Below are 16,778 nucleotides of genomic sequence, written 5' to 3' on the forward strand. Positions count from 1 at the left end.
GCGCCTACTCTACGGGGAGACCCCTCCCCCGCTCGGGAGCGCGCCCGCTGCGGCGTGCTCGCCCGCCTCGTCCCCTCCTCCGCGGAACTGGGTCATGTACAGCTCGTAGTAGGCGCCGCGCTGCTTCAGCAGCGCCTCGTGCGCGCCCTGCTCGACGATCCGGCCCGACTCCATCACCAGGATGGTGTCGGCGTCGCGGATCGTGGAGAGCCGGTGCGCGATGACGAACGAGGTCCGGTCGGTGCGCAGCGCGTTCATCGCGTGCTGCACGAGCAGCTCCGTGCGGGTGTCGACCGAGGAGGTGGCCTCGTCGAGGATCAGCAGCGACGGGTTCGCGAGGAACGCGCGCGCGATCGTGATCAGCTGCCTCTCGCCCGCCGAGACGCTGCCGCCGTCGGCGTCCAGCACCGTGTCGTAGCCGTCGGGCAGCTGGCGCACGAAGCGGTCGACCATGGTGGCCTTCGCCGCGTCGACGATCTCCTCGTCGGTCGCGTCCAGGCGCCCGTAGCGGATGTTCTCGCGGATGGTGCCCTGGAAGAGCCACGCGTCCTGCAGCACCATGCCCACGCGCGAGCGCAGATCGCCGCGCGCGAGGCTCGTGATGTCGACGCCGTCGAGCAGGATGCGCCCTCCGGTGAGCTCGTAGAAGCGCATGACCAGGTTGACCAGCGTGGTCTTGCCGGCGCCGGTCGGACCGACGATGGCGACCGTCTGCCCGGGCTGCGCCGAGAAGGTCAGGTCCTCGATCAGCGGCTGCTCCGGGTCGTACGAGAACGAGACGCCCTCGAACTCCACGTGGCCGTCGGTGCGCTGCGGGAGCGACGCGGTCGCCGTCTCCGGCTCCTGCTCCTCGGCGTCGAGCAGCTCGAACGTGCGCTCGGCCGAGGCGACGCCGGACTGCAGCATGTTCGCCATGCTCGCCAGCTGGGTCACCGGCTGGGTGAACTCGCGCGAGTACTGGATGAACGCGGTCGCGTCGCCGAGCGTCAGCTGACCGGAGGCGACCCGCAGGCCGCCGACCACGGCGATGAGCACGTAGGAGAGGTAGGAGACGAAGGTCATCGCGGGCATGATCATGCCCGAGACGAACTGGGCGCCGAACGAGGCGGTGTAGAGGCTGTCGTTGCGGCGGTCGAACTCCTCGAGCATCTCGCGGTCGCGGCCGAAGGCGCGGACGATCTCGAGCCCGGAGAAGGTCTCCTCGATGTGGCCGTTGAGCGCGCCCGTGTTCTTCCACTGGGCGGCGAAGAGCTTCTGGGAGCGGGCGCCGATCACGCCCGCGATCACGCCCGAGAGCGGGATCGAGATCAGCGCGATCAGCGCGAGCTGCCACGAGACGATGAACATCATCGCGGCGATGCCGATGATGGTGAGCACCGACTGCACCAGCTGCGAGAAGGCCTGCTGCAGCGCCGTCTGGATGTTGTCGACGTCGTTCGTGACGCGCGACATCACGTCGCCGCGCTGCCGGGTGTCGAAGAAGCGCAGCGGGAGGCGGTTGAGCTTCGCCTCGATGTCCTGACGGAGGCCGAAGACCACCCGCATCACGAGGCCGTTGAGGATGTAGCCCTGCGCCCACATGAGCACCGACGCGACGACGTACATCAGCAGCACGATGATGATCAGGCGGCCGAGGACCACGAAGTCGATGCCCGCGCCGGGCACGATGTCGGTCTTGGCCAGCATGTCGGCGAAGGTGCCGTTGCCCGAGGCGCGCTGCTGCTCGATGATCTGCTCGAGCGGGACGCCGGCGGGGAGCTGGGAGCCGATCACGCCGTTGAAGATCGTGTCCATCGCCTGCCCGAGGATCTTGGGCGCGATGACGGTGAGGACGACCGACAGCGAGACCAGGGCGACCACGAGGACCATCCGGGCGCGCTCGGGGCCGAGCAGCGAGAAGAGGCGCTTGGCCGAGGGCCAGAAGTTCTGCGCCTTGCGGGCGGGCGGCCCGTCCCCGAACATGCCGCCGTCACCCTCGCCGGGCTCGAACTCGGGCTCGGGGGACGTCGTCTCCTCGGGGACGGTGGTGTCGCGTGTGCGCGCCATCTCAGGACACTCCTTCGACGCTCAGCTGGGATTCGACGATCTCGCGGTAGGTCGCGTTCGTCTCGAGGAGCTCGTCGTGCGTGCCGCGGCCGACGACGCGGCCCGCGTCGAGCACGACGATCTGGTCGGCGTGGCGGATGGTCGACACCCGCTGGGCCACGATGATCACGGTCGCGTCGGTGGTGGCGTCGGCCAGCGACTCCCGCAGCCGCGCATCGGTCGCGACGTCGAGCGCCGAGAACGAGTCGTCGAACAGGTAGACCCGCGGCTTCGCGACGAGGGCCCGCGCGATGCAGAGCCGCTGGCGCTGCCCGCCGGAGACGTTGGTGCCGCCCTGCGAGACCGGCTCGTCGAGCCCGTGCTCCTTGCTCCGCACGAAGTCCTCGCCCTGGGCGATGCGCAGCGCCTCCCACAGCTCGGCGTCCGTCGCGTCGGGGCGGCCGAAGCGCAGGTTCGAGGCGATCGTCCCCGAGAAGAGGTAGGGGCGCTGGGGCACGAGCCCGATCACCTCGGCGAGCTGCGCCCGGTCGAGGGAGGAGACGGGCACGCCGTCGATCGTGACGGTGCCCTCCTGCGGGTCGAACAGGCGCGGCACGAGGCCGAGCAGGGTCGTCTTGCCGGCGCCGGTTGAGCCGACGACGGCCGTGGTGCGGCCCGGCTCCGCGACGATGTCGATGCCCGAGAGCACGGGGCGCTCGGCGCCCGGGTAGCCGAAGACGACCCCGGAGAACTCGACGCGGCCGCGCGCGGGCGTCTGGACTCCGCCCTCGGGCGTGGTGAGGCTGGTGCGGGCGTCGAGCACCTGCTGGATCCGCTCGGCGCAGACGACCGCGCGGGGGATCATCATCACCATGAAGACGCCCATCATCACGGCGGTGAGGATCTGGAGGAGGTACTGCAGGAACGCGGTGAGCGAGCCCACCTGCATCTGACCTGCGTCGACCCGCTGCCCGCCGAACCACAGCACGGCCGCGGTGGCCAGGTGCAGGATCATCATGATCGCGGGGAACATCAGCACGAAGATGTTGCCGACCTTGATCGACACCTCGGTGATCGCCGCGTTGGCCTTGCGGTACCGCTCGGACTCGAACGGCTCGCGCACGAAGGCGCGCACCACGCGGATGCCCGTGATCTGCTCGCGGAGCACGCTGTTGATCCCGTCGATCCGGTCCTGCATGAGGCGGAACAGCGGCAGCAGCAGGAACACCAGGAAGCCGACCACGACGAACAGCAGCGGCACCGACACCCAGACCAGCCAGGAGAGGCCGGCGTCCTCGCGCAGGGCGAAGACGATGCCGCCGACGCACATGATCGGCGCGGAGACCATGAAGTTGAGGGTCATCAGCACGAGCATCTGCACCTGCTGCACGTCGTTCGTGCCGCGGGTGATCAGGGTGGCCGTGCCGAAGCCGCCGACCTCGAGCCCGCTGAGCGAGTCGACGCGGCGGTAGACGTCGCGGCGCAGGTCGCGGCCGACGGACATGGCGGTGCGGGCGCCGAAGTAGACGGCTCCGATCGCCGCGGCGACCTGCACGACGCAGACGCCGAGCATGGTCATGCCGGTTCCCCAGATGAAGTCGGTGTCGCCGCGGCCGATGCCCTGGTCGATGATCTCGGCGTTGAGGCTCGGGAGGTAGAGCGCGGCGAGCGTCGCGACGAGCTGCAGCACGACGACGGCGGCCACCCAGCGCGCGTAGGGCTTCGCGTAGGCGGAGGCGAGGCGGAGCAGGATCATGGGTCCTCCGGAGGGGCGGAGCAGGAGCGGGAGGGGAGGGGACCGGGCTGGGGAGCGCGGAGCGCCGGGGAGCCCGTCGGGCCCGCACGGCGCGGGCGGCGGCGGCGTCCGGACGGCACGAACGGCCGGTCGGGACGGCGCTAGACAACCATCGACCACCGACACCGGTTCCGCAATCCGCCGAGGGGATGACTCCCCCGGCCCGCGGCCGCCGGGACGCGCGGAGGACGCGCAGGAGACGTGTCGGCGGCGGCTCCTACACTTCCAGGATGCGCATCGCCACCTGGAACGTGAACTCCATCCGGGCCCGCACCGGCCGCGTCGTCGACTGGCTCGTGCGCGAGGACGTGGACGTCCTCGCCATGCAGGAGCTCAAGTGCAAGCCCGAGCAGTTCCCGCACGAGGCCTTCGCCGACGCCGGGTACCACGTCGAGATGGTCGGGCTCAGCCAGTGGAACGGCGTCGGCATCGCCTCGCGCCTGCCGATGGAGGACGTGCAGGTCGGCTTCCCGGGCATGCCCGGCTTCGCGAAGGAGGCGGCGGCCGACGGCTCCTACCCGCTCGAGGCCCGCGCGATCGGCGCGACGGTCGACGGCGTGCGCGTCTGGAGCCTCTACGTCCCGAACGGCCGCGCGGTCGACGACCCGCACTACCTCTACAAGCTCGAGTGGCTCGCGGCCCTCGAGGCGAGCACCCGCGAGTGGCTGGCCGCCGAGCCCGACCTGCCGCTCGCCCTGGTCGGCGACTGGAACGTCGCGCCGCTCGACAGCGACGTGGGCGATCCGAGCCTCGGCCCCGGATCCACGCACGTCTCGATCCCCGAGCGCGCCGCCTTCGCCGCCTTCGAGGACGCGGGCCTGCGCGACGTCGTCCGCCCGCTCGTGCCCGAGGGCTACACCTACTGGGACTACAAGCAGCTCCGCTTCCCGCGCAACGAGGGGCTGCGGATCGACTTCGTGCTCGGCTCCCCCGCGTTCGGCGAGCTCGTCACCGGCGCCTCGATCCACCGCGACGAGCGCAAGGGCGACGCCCCGAGCGACCACGTCCCGGTGGTGGTCGACCTCGACCTCGAGACGACCCTCGACGACGACCGCCCGATGATCTTCTGAGCATGGCCTCGTCGAAGAAGAAGCGCGCGCGGGCCCAGGCCGCCTCGGCCGGCGCCTCCCGCCCCGCCGCCCGACCCGCGACGGCGCGCCCTGCGACCGCCCGCCCTGCGACCGCCCGCCTCGGAGCCGCGCACGACGAGTTCCGGTCCGACGCCTACCGCTCGGTGGGCGAGATCATCGCCGCCGGGAAGCCGCGCCGGCGCCGCTGGGACCTCGTGCTCTCGATCCTCGGCTGCCTCGCCCTCGGCCTGCTCACGATCGTGCTCGGCTACCTCGCCGCGATCCTCTCGGTCTTCCCCGCGCAGTGCGAGGGCCAGAACTTCGCCTGCGACTTCGACCGGATCGACTGGGGCGTCTCGATCGCGCTGATCGGGCCGCCCGCGCTGACGCTGATCGCCGTGGCCGTGACGGTCGTGCGCTACCTCGTGGGCCGCCGCGCGTTCCTCGTGCCGGTCATCGGGTTCGTGCTCTGCATCGCCACCGCGTTCCTCGCCTCCTCGCTCGTGACGAGCTCGATCCCCGGCTCGGCGCTGGTCTAGCACCGACCCGGGGGCGCGTCAGCGGTCGGCGTGCTCGGCGCTGGTCCAGCACCGACCCGGAGGCGCGTCAGCGGTCGGCGTGCTCGGGGCGCGATCGCGCGGTCAGCCGCAGGCGGGCTCGTCGTTCAGCGTGACCGCGGTGGGGTTGATCATCGGGGTCACCCGCACGGTCTGGTCGCCGAAGCCGGAGGCGTCGCCGGCGCTGAACTGCACGTCGAACGTCTCGGACTGGCCGGGCGAGAGCTGCACGGCGACCTTCGAGACGGGACGGCCGAGGTCGTCGAGGCTCTCGGGTCCGTAGCCGGTGCCGTCGGCCCACGCCGCGCTCGACACCGTGGTCCCGGGAGGGCCGTAGACGTAGATGTTGGTGACGAAGTCGCCCAGCGGGTACGCACCGCGCCCGCCGGCCGCGGCGACGTAGCCGGGCAGCGTCCTCGCGACCGCCTTCGAGATCGTGTTGGTCACGGTGACGGAGGTGGTGAAGACCGCGCCGGAGGCGGCGCACCGGCCCGCGCTCGACTGCGTGACCGCCGTGCTCAGGTAGTAGTCCATCTTCGAGCCGCCCGAGGCGTCCTGGAAGAACACTCCGGTGGTCGTGCCGTCGGTCGTCGTCTGCGGCAGGACCCCCGCGATCGGCGTGGGCGCGAGGAGCGCCTGCTCGTCGGCGTCGGAGCTGTAGGCGAGGATGCGGCTCTCGTCGACCGCCTTCACGATCGCCGGGAGCATCTTCGTGGGCTCCATCTCCCCGCCGAGGATCTTGCCCAGGACCGTCGCGCTCGCCTCCGAGAAGAACTCGTCGGTGCGCTCGGCCACGACCGACTCCGGGTAGCGGAAGTAGACCTCGTTGAGCAGGGTCGAGACGGTGTTCTCGCTCGTGAGGACCGTGCCGTCGGTGAGGGTCACGGGCCCGGTCGAGCCGAGGAGGTAGGAGAGGGCGACGGGGTCGATCGCGAGGACGCCGTCGATCCTCTGCTCGGGGAACTTCTGCGCCCAGAACTGCGAGGCGATCGAGGCGGCCGTCGGGAAGTCGGGGCGGCTGGTCGAGACGTTGAAGGTCGTCGCCATGTTCTCGCCGATGGTGTCGAGCGCGCTCTGGTCGACGGTGACGGGCGCCAGACCGCGGAAGTCGCCGCTGCCCAGCTGACGGCCGATCGAGATCGCGCCGCCGTCGACGTCGAGCTGCATCACCGACGACGCGCCGCCGCCCAGGGCCTGCGACTCCGCCAGGTTCTGGAACATCACCAGGTAGTGGCGCGGACCGGACGCTCCGAGGGAGTCGGGGAGGATCGCGGTGAGCGGCTCGACCTGCTCCATCGCCGCGGTGGCGGTGGCCAGCTGCGGAGTGAAGGAGTCGAGCGCGGAGGCGACCTGCGGCACCAGCGCGCCGCGGTCGATGCCCTCGACGCGGGTCTGCGCCGCGTCGACGACCTCCTTGGCGACGGTGATCTTCTGCGACAGCTCGGTGATCGCCGCGAGGTCGACCCTGCCGTCGACGGGCTTGAGGATGTCGAGCGAGGTCGTGGCGAGCGGCGTGACGATCCGGCCGGAGACGTCGTCGGCGATCTCGGTCGCGGCGCGGACCGCGGACAGGTTCGGCCCGAGGACGGGCACCACCTCCATCACCCGCCACACCGGGTCCTCGGTCTCGTCGCGCGCCTCGCCGGTGAGGGTCGCGATCCGGCCCGCGGTCTCCTCCGCACCGGAGGTGTCGAACGTCGTCAGCCTGTCCGTCACCTGCGACACCAGCGGGATCGCCTCGGTCAGCTTGTCGCGGACGGTCATCGCCTTGTCGTAGGTGCGCACGCCGAGGAGCACCGCGACGACGGCGCCGATCAGCAGGACCAGGAGGACGATCAGCGTGATCCAGAGGCCGCGACGGCGGCGCGGCCTGCCGCGGGCGGAGCGGTCGGCGGACGTGGTGGTGCTCATTCGAGAGAGCCTAAGCGACGGTCGGCGGAGTGCGACCGGGCCCGCGCCACCGGCCCCGTCCCAGGACGAGGGACACGCGACGCGGATGCGCGGGCCGTCCGGCGCCTCCGCCGGGACCGAGCGGGAGGCGGGGATGCTGCTCCGCTCAGCCCAGCAGGAGGGACACCCCGATGAGCACGGGCACCGCGGCGACCGTGGTCACGAGGGCCGTGTCGCGGGCGACGGCGACGCCCCGGTCGTAGCGCGAGGCGAAGGTGAAGATGTTCTGCGCGGTCGGCAGCGCGGCGGTCACCGTCACCACGAAGAGGTGCTCGGAGTCGAGGTGGAACGCGAAGCGCCCCAGCAGCAGCGCGACCGCCGGCATCACCAGCGACTTGAGGACGGAGGCGACCACCACCTCGACCCGCGCCGGCCCCGCCTCCAGCGGCCGCTGCCCGCGCAGCGACATCCCGAAGGCGATCAGCACCAGCGGGATCGACGCGTTGCCGATGATCGAGAACGGCTGCAGCACGGGCGCAGGCAGCTCCACGCCGGTGAGGGCGACGACGAGGCCGAGGGCGGAGGCGATGATCATCGGGTTCCGCAGCGGCTGCGTGAGGATCGCGCCGACCGAGGTCCGCCCGCTCGTCGAGACGTCGAGCAGCGTCAGGATCGTCGGCGCGAGGACGATCAGCTGCAGGAGGAGCGTCGGGGCCACCCACTGCGGATCGCCCAGCACGTAGATGGCGACCGGCAGTCCGATGTTGTTGGCGTTGACGTAGGAGGAGGCCGCGGTCCCGATCACCGTCTCCGGCAGCGGGCGGGGGAAGAGCAGCCGCGAGGCCAGCACGTAGAGCAGGGCGACGGTCAGCACCGTCAGGAGCGAGACGAGCAGGAACGAGGAGAAGAGGACGGAGACGTCGGCCCGCGACAGCACGGTGAACAGCAGCGCCGGCGTCGTGACGAAGAAGGCGATCCGCGACAGGATCAGCCGGCTCTCGGGCGGGACGATCCGGAACCGCGCGATCAGGTAGCCGACCGCGATGACGACCCCGATGATCGAGAAGCCGGTGAGCACGCCCTCCACGCCGCTGCCTCCCCGCCGCGGCCCGTCCGCTGTCGCGCCTCCACCCTAGGCAGTGGCCGGGCGTTGCAGCGCCGGCGCGACGCGCCTACGGTGTGCGGCATGCCGCATCTCGAGGTCCCCGGCGCGAGCCTCCACTGGGAGGCGGACGGCCGCGCCTCCGCGCCCGCCCTGCTGCTCGTGCACGCGGGCATCGCCGACCTGCGGATGTGGGACCCGCTCGTCCCCGACCTCTCCCGCGACCGGCTGGTGGTCCGCTACGACGTCCGCGGCGCGGGCGGAACGAGCACGGAGGACGTGGAGTACGACCCGCGCCGGGACGCCCTGGACGTGCTCGACCACCTCGGCGTCGAGCGCGCGGTGGTCGTCGGCTGCTCGCGGGGCGGAACGCTCGCGCTCGACCTGGCGCTCGAGCATCCGGAGCGGGTGACCGGCCTGGTCGTGATCGCGCCGGGCCTGGCGGGCTTCGACTACCCCGCGCTGACGGCGGAGGAGGAGCGCCGCTTCGGGGAGGTCGAGGCGCTGGAGCTCGCGGGCGAGCGGGAGACCGCGGCGATCGTCGAGGCGGAGCTCTGGGCCGTGGGTCCCGACCGCTCCGCGGACGACGTGGCTCCGCAGTTCCTCGCGCGGGTCCGGGAGCTCGCGCTCACGGGCGTCGGCCACGAGGCGGAGGCCCCCCGCCCGATCGATCCCTCCGGGCCGGCGGGCGAGCGGCTCGGGGAGATCGCCGTGCCGACACTCGTCGTGGCGGGCGCGCACGACCTCTCGGAGTCGCTGCCGGTCTGCGAGCACCTCGCCGCCGAGGTGGGCGGTGCCGAGCTGCACGTGCTCGAGCACGCGGCGCACCTGCCCGGCCTCGAGCACCCCGAGGAGTTCCTCGCGGTGCTGCGGCCGTGGCTGGAGCGCCACGGGATCTGATCAGGCCACGGCGGCCAGGTCGAACGCCCAGTCCACGTAGAGCTCCGGCGGCTCGCCCTGCTCGACGAGGTCGATCCGGTCGAAGCCGGCCTCGACGCAGGTCGCGCCGGCGTCCAGGTCGCTCTCCGCCACGAAGGCGTGCACGAAGCGGGGCACGGGGAACGCCGCCGCCTCCTCGAGCAGCATCCGCACGGAGTTCGCGGTGATGCCGCGGGCGTGCGGAGCGATGCTCCACGCCGCCTCGTAGGCGACGACGCCGCGCGAGCAGCCGTACCAATAGCCGATGGAGCCGACGGAGAGTCCGTCCAGCTCGACCACGTAGAAGAACGCGTCGCCGTCCGCCCAACCGCGCAGGTAGCGGTCGTGGCGCACGAGGATCTCGCTCTCGCTCTCGAGTCCGCCGCCCGCGTGCGCGAGGGTGTCGCGCAGGACGGAGGAGTCCGCCTGCGGCCAGGGGAGCAGGCGGAGGTTCTCGGGGTGGTGGTCGATGCTGGCTGTTCTCTGGTCGCTTCCGGGTTCGGGTCCCGTCACGCGCTCCGATCCTCTCTCTCAGGATGGCTCGCCGATCGAGCGCGCCGCCAGGGTGTTCGGCGCGCCTGTCCGATCGGATGTCTCCGCACTCGGGATGCGGACACGGTGTCGCCCCATCTTCGACCCGATGAGGGGAGGGAAACGGAAGCGGTGAGGAATCTAGCCCCGGACGGGGGGTGGCACCTGCACAACACCTGGGCAACCGCTGACCGCGGGGCCGGAGAGGGGCGGCGGAGACGTGCGCCCGCCCCCGCGAGATCGCCGCTTCGCTCCGCCGAGACGCAAGAAAAGCGCGCGCACGAGCCCATACGCTCGGAGTCGGAGCGCGTTACGCTCCTGCAGCCCCGTATCACCAGCGTGAGGAGGATCACCATGTCGCAAGCCGTGCAGAGCACCGTCGTCGGAGAACCCGAGGTCGTCGAGGACCGCGTGGAGGACTCCGCCGCCTGGCTCGACCTGAAGGCCGCCGCCGCCGCGCTGCAGCCGCTCCAGTCCCAGGACGGCTCGCTCGCCGAGCCCGAGCGGCTCAAGGATGCGCGCACCCTCGTCGAGCGGATCGTCGCCGGCGTCCGCACCCTCGCCCCCGCGTTCCCGCACGACGCCGCGTACCTCGACGCGCTGGTCGTCGACCTCGAGCGCTGGAGCGCCGGCGGACTCGGCCTGCCCGACTTCCTCGACTCGCTCACCGCGTTCCAGCCGCAGCTCGAGCGCGTCGACGGCCGCCGCCACCTCGTCGTCTTCCCCATGTACACCCAGAACGGCAGCCGCGACCGCCACGTCGAGGCCGTCCTCGTCGAGGTCGTCTGGCCGCGGTTCGTCGCCGAGCTGGAGGCGGGCGACTACTCCAACGCCCTCTTCGTGCCCGTGCGCTTCGTCGACTTCACCGCCGGCTACGACACCGACAGCGCCGTGCTGTTCCCCGAGACGGTCGCGATGCGCTCCGTCCCGTCCTTCACCTGGGGCGCGATCTTCGCCGACCGCGAGGCGGCCCGGTTCCGCCGCGTCGTCACGGAGGCGGCCCGGATCACCCGTCTCGAGCTCCCGGAGGACGCGCAGCGCCTGCTGGCCGACCAGCGCCTGGCGGAGGAGTCCTTCGTGATGTGGGACCTCATCCACGACCGCACTCACATGCGCGGCGACCTGCCGTTCGACCCGTTCATGATCAAGCAGCGGATGCCCTTCTTCCTCTACTCGCTGGAGGAGCTGCGGTGCGATCTCACCGCCTTCCGCGAGGCCGTCGCCATCGAGCGCCGCCTCGGCGCGCTCGACCGCCGCGACGACGAGGAGGAGGCGCTGGCCGAGCGCTCGCGCTTCGTGCAGTACGCGATCCTGTTCGACCGGCTCTTCCGCTTCCCGCTCACCGGGTCGCGGGTGCGCAACTACGACGGCCTCGGCGGCCAGCTGCTCTTCGCCTGGCTGCACCAGCACGGCGTCCTGCACTGGACCGACACCCGGCTGGCGTTCGAGTGGGACGGCGTCGCCGACGTGGTCGTCGCCCTCTCGGACGCGATCGACGAGCTCTACTGGCGATCGATCGACCGGCCGAAGACGGCGCACTGGCTGGCCGCGCACGAGCTGATCGCGGCCACTCTCACTCCGCACCCCGCCTCCGCCTGGGCCCGCGGGCTCCCGGACGAGGTGCTGCTCGGCGCCCCGCGCGGGCTCACCGACGCGGTGCTGGACGACGAGTTCCCGCTGTCGATGTTCTACGAGGCCCTCGGGAAGAAGATGGGCGACGTCATCGCCTCGACCCGGGGCATCACCGGCCGGGACTGACGTCGCGCCCGGGAGGCGGCGGGGTGCGCTCCTCCGCCTCCCGGGGCCCCGTCCGACCGGCGTCGGTTAGCGTGGGGCGCATGCCCTCAGGTGACGGAGCCGCGGACCCGCTCGACGCGGGCTGGATCCGGCGAGCGCCGAGCCGGGCCGGATACGTGCGCGACGCGGTCACCGCGGGGATCCTGCTGGTGGCGACGGTCGTCTCCGTCGCGCTGTACTCCTCGGCGGGATTCCCGGACGCGGCGCACCCCGTCGTCAGCGCCCACTGGGCCGTCCTGATGACCCTTCCCCTCGCGCTGCGCCGCCGGTTCCCCGCGAGCGTGGCGGCCGGACTCTCCGTCGTCTACGCGCTCGGGATCGTGCTCCAGGTGCCGGAGTCGCTCTTCGGCCAGATCTGCCTGTTCCTCGCGCTCTACACGGTCGGCGCGTGGGGCCGGAACCGGCGCACGGCGCTCGTCGTCCGAGTGGCGATCGCGGTCGGGATGCTGGGCTGGCTGCTCACCACCCTCGCCACGGGCGAGTACTTCGGCAGCTCCGTGCCGGTCGACGACTCCCCCGGCCTGCTCTCGCCCTACGCGGCGGAGTCGGCCCTCGCGGTCGTCTCGAACCTGCTCTACTTCGGCAGCGCCTACGTCTTCGGCGAGGCGTCGTGGCAGTCGGCCCGCCGGCTGGAGGCGCTCGAGACGCGCACGGCCGAGCTCGACGACGAGCGGGAGCGCTCCTCGCGGCAGGCCGTGTCCTCCGAGCGGCTGCGGATCGCGCGCGAGCTGCACGACGTGGTCGCGCACCACGTCAGCGTGATGGGCGTGCAGGCGGGAGCGGCGCGGCGGGTGCTGGCGCGGGATCCGGAGCGGGCGGCGGCATCGCTCAGCGCCATCGAGGGCGACGCGCGCTCGGCGATCGAGGAGCTGCACCGCATCCTGGTCGCGCTGCGCGCCGAGGACGCGGTCCCGAATCCGCTCACCGACGCCGCGTCCACCCGCGGGGTGGCCCAGCTCGAGGAGCTGGTCGCGGCGTCCAGCGGATCGGGCCTGCCCACCGTCTTCCTCACCCTCGGCACGCCCCGCGAGATCCCCGCGACGGTGGGGCTCAGCCTCTACCGCATCGCGCAGGAGTCGCTCACGAACGTCCGCAAGCACGCGGGGCGCGGCGCGCACGCCGAGGTGCGCCTCCGCTACGCCCCCGACGCGGTCGAGCTCGAGATCGCCGACGACGGCGGGTCCGGCCCGCACCCGAGCGCTCCCGCCTCCTGCGGACTGGGGCACACCGGCATGAGCGAGCGCGCGGCCGCGGTCGGCGGCTGGATCGAGATGGGGCCGAGGGGCGGAGGCTACCTCGTGCACGCCCGGGTGCCGCTGTCCCCCGTCCGGGCGAGCGTGCCGGACGCCGACGACCCGGTACCGTCGTCGGAGACGTCGCGGGGGCGTCAGGAGCGAGCGAGCGGGGGCCGCCCATGACCGAGCACGTGCGCGTGCTGCTCGTCGACGACCAGGAGCTCGTCCGCGTGGGCTTCCGCATCATCCTCGAGTCGGAGCCGGGGATCGAGGTGGTCGGCGAGGCCCGCACCGGGCTCGAGGCCCTGCAGCGCGCCTCCGAGCTGCGCCCCGACGTGATCTGCATGGACGTGCAGATGCCCGGGCTCGACGGCCTGGCCGCGACCCGCGAGATCGTGGCCGACCCGCGCCTGTGCTCGCGGGTGCTCATCCTCACCACCTTCGACCGCGACGACTACCTCTTCGAGGCGCTCTCGGCCGGCGCCAGCGGGTTCCTGCTCAAGAACGCGTCGCCGGAGGAGCTGGTCGAGGCCGTGCAGGTGGTCGCCCGCGGCGACGCGATGCTCGCCCCCGACGTCACCCGGCGCGTGATCGAGCGGTTCGCGTCCGTGCCCGAGCGCACGCCGACCGCCGCCGACCACCCCGGAGTGGCCGATCTGACGGACCGCGAGCGGGAGGTGCTCGTGCACCTGGCGCGGGGCTGGTCGAACGCCGAGATCGCGGCCGAGCTGTTCGTGGGCGAGGCGACCGTGAAGACGCACGTCTCGAAGATCCTGATGAAGCTCGGCGTGCGCGACCGGATCCAGGCGGTCGTGTTCGCCTACGAGCACGGGATCGCGGTGCCGGGGCGCCCCTGAGCGGTGGGCCGGGGCGGTCAGCGCCGGGACTGGCTCGAGGCCGGGCGCGGCGGGGTGCGGCGGACGAACTCCATCCGGATCTCCGGCACGATCTTCCGGTCGAGCACGACCGTCATGTAGCGGCCGTCGACGCGGGCGCCGATCGCGACCACGTCCGGATCGGTGTCCACGCGGTAGCCGCGCAGCGCCTCCCCGTCCACGATCACCGGGACGCCCCGCACGACGTCCTCGTCGCGGAGGGCGGCGGCGACCACCGGCATCCCGCCGCGGCGGCTGCGCACGCGGCCCGGGAAGGTGTTGCGGAGCACGTCGCCCATGTGGGCCGCGAGGCGGGACTCCAGGGGCCGGCTGCGCTCGGCGGGGATCGGCACGGAGGTGCGGACCGCCTCCCAGAGCACCGGGTACCGCATCCGCGTCACCTGGTCGACCATCCACGGCGGCAGGTGGTCGTTCTCGGCGCGCTCGATCGCGCGCTTCTGCTCGGGGGACAGCGGGACGTGGTTGACGGGGTCGGCGCGGTTGCGCGGGTTCTTGTAGACCGAGTACGAGAGCGAGATCTCGACGAAGCGGCCGAGCGCCATCGTCTGCGCCGCGGCGAACTCCTCCAGCCTCGGCTGGGGCGCGAACGCGAGGACGGGATCGCCGAAGCGAGCCGCGATCTCGTCCACCCCGGGAGGGGCGGGCATGTCGCGGACAGCTCCCGTCGTGTCCATGCGCATACGTCAAGAGTGGCCTGCCTCCCAGCCGATACCAACTTCTTGACGGAGATCGGCTTTCGGGTCGTCGTCCTTTCACCTGCCCGAAACATGCGGGAGGCAGGAGGGGCGCCTCCGGGGCTCCTCCGGGCGGCGGGCTGCGAAGATGGAGGGATGAGCGCTCTGCACGATCCCGACGTCCGCGGCTTCGCCTCCGACAACTACTCCGGAGTGCACGACGAGGTCCTCGCCGCGATCGCCGCGGCCAACGGAGCGCACCAGATCGCCTACGGCGAGGACGTCTACACCGAGCGCCTGCAGGAGGCGTTCCGCCGCGAGTTCGGCGAGCAGGCCCAGGCCTTCCCCGTCTTCAACGGCACGGGCGCCAACGTCACCGGCCTGCAGTCGATGCTGCCGCGGTGGGGCGCCGTCGTCTCGGCGGGCACCGCGCACATCACCTCCGACGAGGGCGGAGCGCCGGAGAAGGTCGGCGGGATCAAGATCCTCACGGTCCCCACGCCCGACGGCAAGCTGACCCCGGCGCTGGTCGACCAGGAGGCGTGGGGCTTCGGCGACGAGCACCGCGCCCAGCCGCTCGTGGTCTCGATCACCCAGTCCTCCGAGCTCGGCACCGTCTACACCCCGGAGGAGGTGCGCGCGCTCGCCGACCACGCGCACGGCCTCGGCATGCGGCTGCACATGGACGGGGCGCGCATCGCGAACGCCGCGGCCGCCCTCGGCCTGCCCCTGCGCTCCTTCACGACCGACGCAGGCGTCGACGTGCTCTCGTTCGGCGGCACCAAGAACGGCATCCTGCTCGGCGAGGCGATCGTCGTGCTCGACCCGGCGGCCTCGACCGGGCTGACCTTCCTCCGCAAGACCAACATGCAGCTGTCCTCCAAGATGCGCTTCATCTCGGCGCAGCTGCTCGCCCTGCTCGGCGACGGCGGCGAGGAGGAGCCCCTGTGGCTCCGCTCGGCCCGGCACGCGAACGCCATGGCGGCGCGCCTGCGCTCGGGGCTCGAGGAGGCGATCGCCGCCGGACGGATCACCGGGCTCGAGTTCACGCAGCAGACCCAGGCCAACGCGGTGTTCGCGACGCTGCCGCCCGGAGTCGCGGACCGGCTCCGCGCCGCCTACCGCTTCTACGACTGGAACCCGGCGACCGGCGAGGTCCGCTGGGTCTGCTCCTTCGACACGACGGAGGACGACATCGACGCGTTCACGGCCGCGATCGAGCGCGAGCTGGCCGCGTGAGGGCCCGCCTCCCGCGCCTGGCGACGGTCGCCGCCGCGCTCGCCGTTCTCGTCGCGCTGACGGGCTGCACGTCGGCCGAGCGCTCGGACGTCGCGGCCACCCCGTCGGCGTCCGAGACCGCCGCTCCGACTCCCTCCGCGACTCCGACGCCCTCGCCCACGGCCACGGCCTCGACCCGCCTGGGCTGCGACTCCCTCCTCCCCGCCACGCGGGCGGCCTCGGCGCTGGGGGTCTCCCGCAGCGCTCTCGAGGGCAGCCGCGAGGTGACGACGCGCTCCTCGGGCGAGCTGATCCGCGAGGCCGCGGAGGAGAACGGCGGAGTGCTCCGCTGCGCCTGGTACGACGAGGACGCCTCGATCACCGCGGCCGCGGTCGACGACGCCGCCGAGGCCTTCGCCGGCCGTCCGAGCCCGCGCCTCGAGACCGCCGTCGAGGCCTACGGCTCCTGCACCGACGGCAGCTGCGACCTGGATCTGCTCGCCGGCGCCACCTGGGTGACGCTGCAGCTGCGCGGCGCCCCCGCGGCCGTCGACCTCGCCGCGCTGGCGACCGGCACCGCCTCCGCCGCGCTCGGCACCCTCGACGAGCCGGTCACCGCGACGGCGCCCGTCTGCACCGAGGTCCTGACGGCCGAGCAGCTGTCCGGTGCCGCCGGTCTCGCGCAGGCGACCGCGGGGACGGGGACCGGGACGCCGACCACCGCGTCGGCCGCTGCCGCCGCCCGGGCCGGGTACGCCTCCTGCAGCTGGAGCGACGCCTCCAGCGCCGCCTACTCGGGCGTGACGGTCGACGCGCTCCCGAACGGCGACGACGGCTGGCGGAACCTCTCGCTGACCTCGGGCCTGGCGATCCCGCTCGAGCCGCTCGACGGCTTCGGCGAGAAGGCCCTCACCGGCTGCGCGGCGGGCGTCTGCGAGATCGACGCGCTGGCCGACGACGTGTGGTGGCGCGTGACCGTCACCGGCGACGCGGCGAAGGCCGAGGCCGTCGCCCGCGCCGTGCTCGCGAACGCCTGACCCGCGGCGCCTCTCTCCACCTCCGCGAGCGGG

At 72.7% G+C, this 16,778-nt stretch carries 14 protein-coding genes; 8 read left to right on the forward strand and 6 right to left on the reverse strand.

The genetic code is table 11. The annotated features are described in order from the left end of the window. Nucleotides 1-9: 9 nt before the first annotated feature. Nucleotides 10-2,046, reverse strand: a complete 2,037-nt coding sequence (locus C5C29_RS07935; RefSeq protein ID WP_104250682.1) for an ABC transporter ATP-binding protein — start codon at nt 2,044-2,046, stop codon at nt 10-12. Between the two features lies 1 nt (nt 2,047). After that, nucleotides 2,048-3,781 (reverse strand): ABC transporter ATP-binding protein, encoded by a 1,734-nt coding sequence (locus C5C29_RS07940; protein WP_104308213.1) that lies wholly within the window; start codon nt 3,779-3,781, stop codon nt 2,048-2,050. 269 nt (nt 3,782-4,050) lie between these two features. Here C5C29_RS07940 and C5C29_RS07945 point away from each other — a divergent pair, with 269 nt between their 5' ends. After that, nucleotides 4,051-4,890, forward strand: coding sequence for an exodeoxyribonuclease III (locus tag C5C29_RS07945; protein ID WP_104269033.1), 840 nt, complete (start codon nt 4,051-4,053; stop codon nt 4,888-4,890). A 2-nt stretch (nt 4,891-4,892) separates the two neighbouring features. Further along, nucleotides 4,893-5,429 (forward strand): hypothetical protein, encoded by a 537-nt coding sequence (locus C5C29_RS07950; RefSeq protein ID WP_104308214.1) that lies wholly within the window; start codon nt 4,893-4,895, stop codon nt 5,427-5,429. A gap of 102 nt (nt 5,430-5,531) precedes the next feature. On the opposite strand, the gene C5C29_RS07955 is transcribed toward C5C29_RS07950, so the two are convergent. Both C5C29_RS07955 and C5C29_RS07960 read right to left on the reverse strand, forming a co-directional pair. Next, nucleotides 5,532-7,358, reverse strand: coding sequence for a DUF4012 domain-containing protein (locus C5C29_RS07955; protein ID WP_104308215.1), 1,827 nt, complete (start codon nt 7,356-7,358; stop codon nt 5,532-5,534). A gap of 145 nt (nt 7,359-7,503) precedes the next feature. Next, nucleotides 7,504-8,424 carry an AEC family transporter gene (locus C5C29_RS07960; protein WP_104222809.1) on the reverse strand — a complete coding sequence of 307 codons (921 nt, stop codon included), beginning with the start codon at nt 8,422-8,424 and terminating at the stop codon, nt 7,504-7,506. Between the two features lie 99 nt (nt 8,425-8,523). On the opposite strand from C5C29_RS07960, the gene C5C29_RS07965 reads away from it, so the two are divergent. Further along, nucleotides 8,524-9,339 carry an alpha/beta fold hydrolase gene (locus tag C5C29_RS07965; protein ID WP_104308216.1) on the forward strand — a complete coding sequence of 272 codons (816 nt, stop codon included), beginning with the start codon at nt 8,524-8,526 and terminating at the stop codon, nt 9,337-9,339. On the opposite strand, the gene C5C29_RS07970 is transcribed toward C5C29_RS07965, so the two are convergent. Then, entirely contained in the window at nt 9,340-9,870 is a 531-nt protein-coding gene (locus tag C5C29_RS07970; protein WP_104308217.1) for a hypothetical protein, read from the reverse strand. A gap of 372 nt (nt 9,871-10,242) precedes the next feature. Between C5C29_RS07970 and C5C29_RS07975 the strand changes: the two genes are divergently transcribed. The 3 genes from C5C29_RS07975 (at nt 10,243) to C5C29_RS07985 (ending at nt 13,777) form a co-directional block, all read left to right on the forward strand. Further along, nucleotides 10,243-11,646: a DUF6421 family protein gene (locus C5C29_RS07975; protein WP_104308218.1), complete on the forward strand. Its 1,404-nt coding sequence runs from the start codon at nt 10,243-10,245 to the stop codon at nt 11,644-11,646. 80 nt (nt 11,647-11,726) lie between these two features. Next, complete coding sequence (locus C5C29_RS07980; RefSeq protein ID WP_104234378.1) at nt 11,727-13,103, forward strand: sensor histidine kinase; 1,377 nt, start codon at nt 11,727-11,729, stop codon at nt 13,101-13,103. Then, entirely contained in the window at nt 13,100-13,777 is a 678-nt protein-coding gene (locus tag C5C29_RS07985) for a response regulator transcription factor (protein WP_104247976.1), read from the forward strand. Before C5C29_RS07980 ends, C5C29_RS07985 begins: the two co-directional genes overlap by 4 nt. A gap of 17 nt (nt 13,778-13,794) precedes the next feature. On the opposite strand, the gene C5C29_RS07990 is transcribed toward C5C29_RS07985, so the two are convergent. Beyond that, nucleotides 13,795-14,490, reverse strand: coding sequence for a hypothetical protein (locus C5C29_RS07990; protein ID WP_104308219.1), 696 nt, complete (start codon nt 14,488-14,490; stop codon nt 13,795-13,797). Nucleotides 14,491-14,646: 156 nt separating this feature from the next. Between C5C29_RS07990 and C5C29_RS07995 the strand changes: the two genes are divergently transcribed. Together C5C29_RS07995 and C5C29_RS17120 are read left to right on the forward strand one after the other, a co-directional pair. After that, the gene (locus C5C29_RS07995; RefSeq protein WP_104222816.1) at nt 14,647-15,729 is read left to right on the forward strand and encodes a low specificity L-threonine aldolase; all 1,083 of its coding nucleotides are present in this window, start codon (nt 14,647-14,649) and stop codon (nt 15,727-15,729) included. After that, entirely contained in the window at nt 15,726-16,745 is a 1,020-nt protein-coding gene (locus tag C5C29_RS17120) for a hypothetical protein (RefSeq protein ID WP_181128790.1), read from the forward strand. Before C5C29_RS07995 ends, C5C29_RS17120 begins: the two co-directional genes overlap by 4 nt. The last annotated feature ends 33 nt before the right edge of the window (nt 16,746-16,778 follow it).

The organism is Rathayibacter sp. AY1H2 (assembly GCF_002931985.1).
GTDB lineage: Bacteria > Actinomycetota > Actinomycetes > Actinomycetales > Microbacteriaceae > Rathayibacter.

What these genes read in the sequence shown, in the direction of transcription:
- C5C29_RS07935 (WP_104250682.1), bottom strand. Translation starts at nt 2,046, where the DNA reads ATGGCGCGCACACGCGACACCACCGTCCCCGAGGAGACGACGTCCCCC.
- C5C29_RS07950 (WP_104308214.1), top strand. Translation starts at nt 4,893, where the DNA reads ATGGCCTCGTCGAAGAAGAAGCGCGCGCGGGCCCAGGCCGCCTCGGCC.
- C5C29_RS07990 (WP_104308219.1), bottom strand. Translation starts at nt 14,490, where the DNA reads ATGGACACGACGGGAGCTGTCCGCGACATGCCCGCCCCTCCCGGGGTG.
- C5C29_RS07985 (WP_104247976.1), top strand. Translation starts at nt 13,100, where the DNA reads ATGACCGAGCACGTGCGCGTGCTGCTCGTCGACGACCAGGAGCTCGTC.
- C5C29_RS07980 (WP_104234378.1), top strand. Translation starts at nt 11,727, where the DNA reads ATGCCCTCAGGTGACGGAGCCGCGGACCCGCTCGACGCGGGCTGGATC.
- C5C29_RS07975 (WP_104308218.1), top strand. Translation starts at nt 10,243, where the DNA reads ATGTCGCAAGCCGTGCAGAGCACCGTCGTCGGAGAACCCGAGGTCGTC.
- C5C29_RS07995 (WP_104222816.1), top strand. Translation starts at nt 14,647, where the DNA reads ATGAGCGCTCTGCACGATCCCGACGTCCGCGGCTTCGCCTCCGACAAC.
- C5C29_RS07945 (WP_104269033.1), top strand. Translation starts at nt 4,051, where the DNA reads ATGCGCATCGCCACCTGGAACGTGAACTCCATCCGGGCCCGCACCGGC.
- C5C29_RS07940 (WP_104308213.1), bottom strand. Translation starts at nt 3,781, where the DNA reads ATGATCCTGCTCCGCCTCGCCTCCGCCTACGCGAAGCCCTACGCGCGC.
- C5C29_RS07965 (WP_104308216.1), top strand. Translation starts at nt 8,524, where the DNA reads ATGCCGCATCTCGAGGTCCCCGGCGCGAGCCTCCACTGGGAGGCGGAC.
- C5C29_RS07955 (WP_104308215.1), bottom strand. Translation starts at nt 7,358, where the DNA reads ATGAGCACCACCACGTCCGCCGACCGCTCCGCCCGCGGCAGGCCGCGC.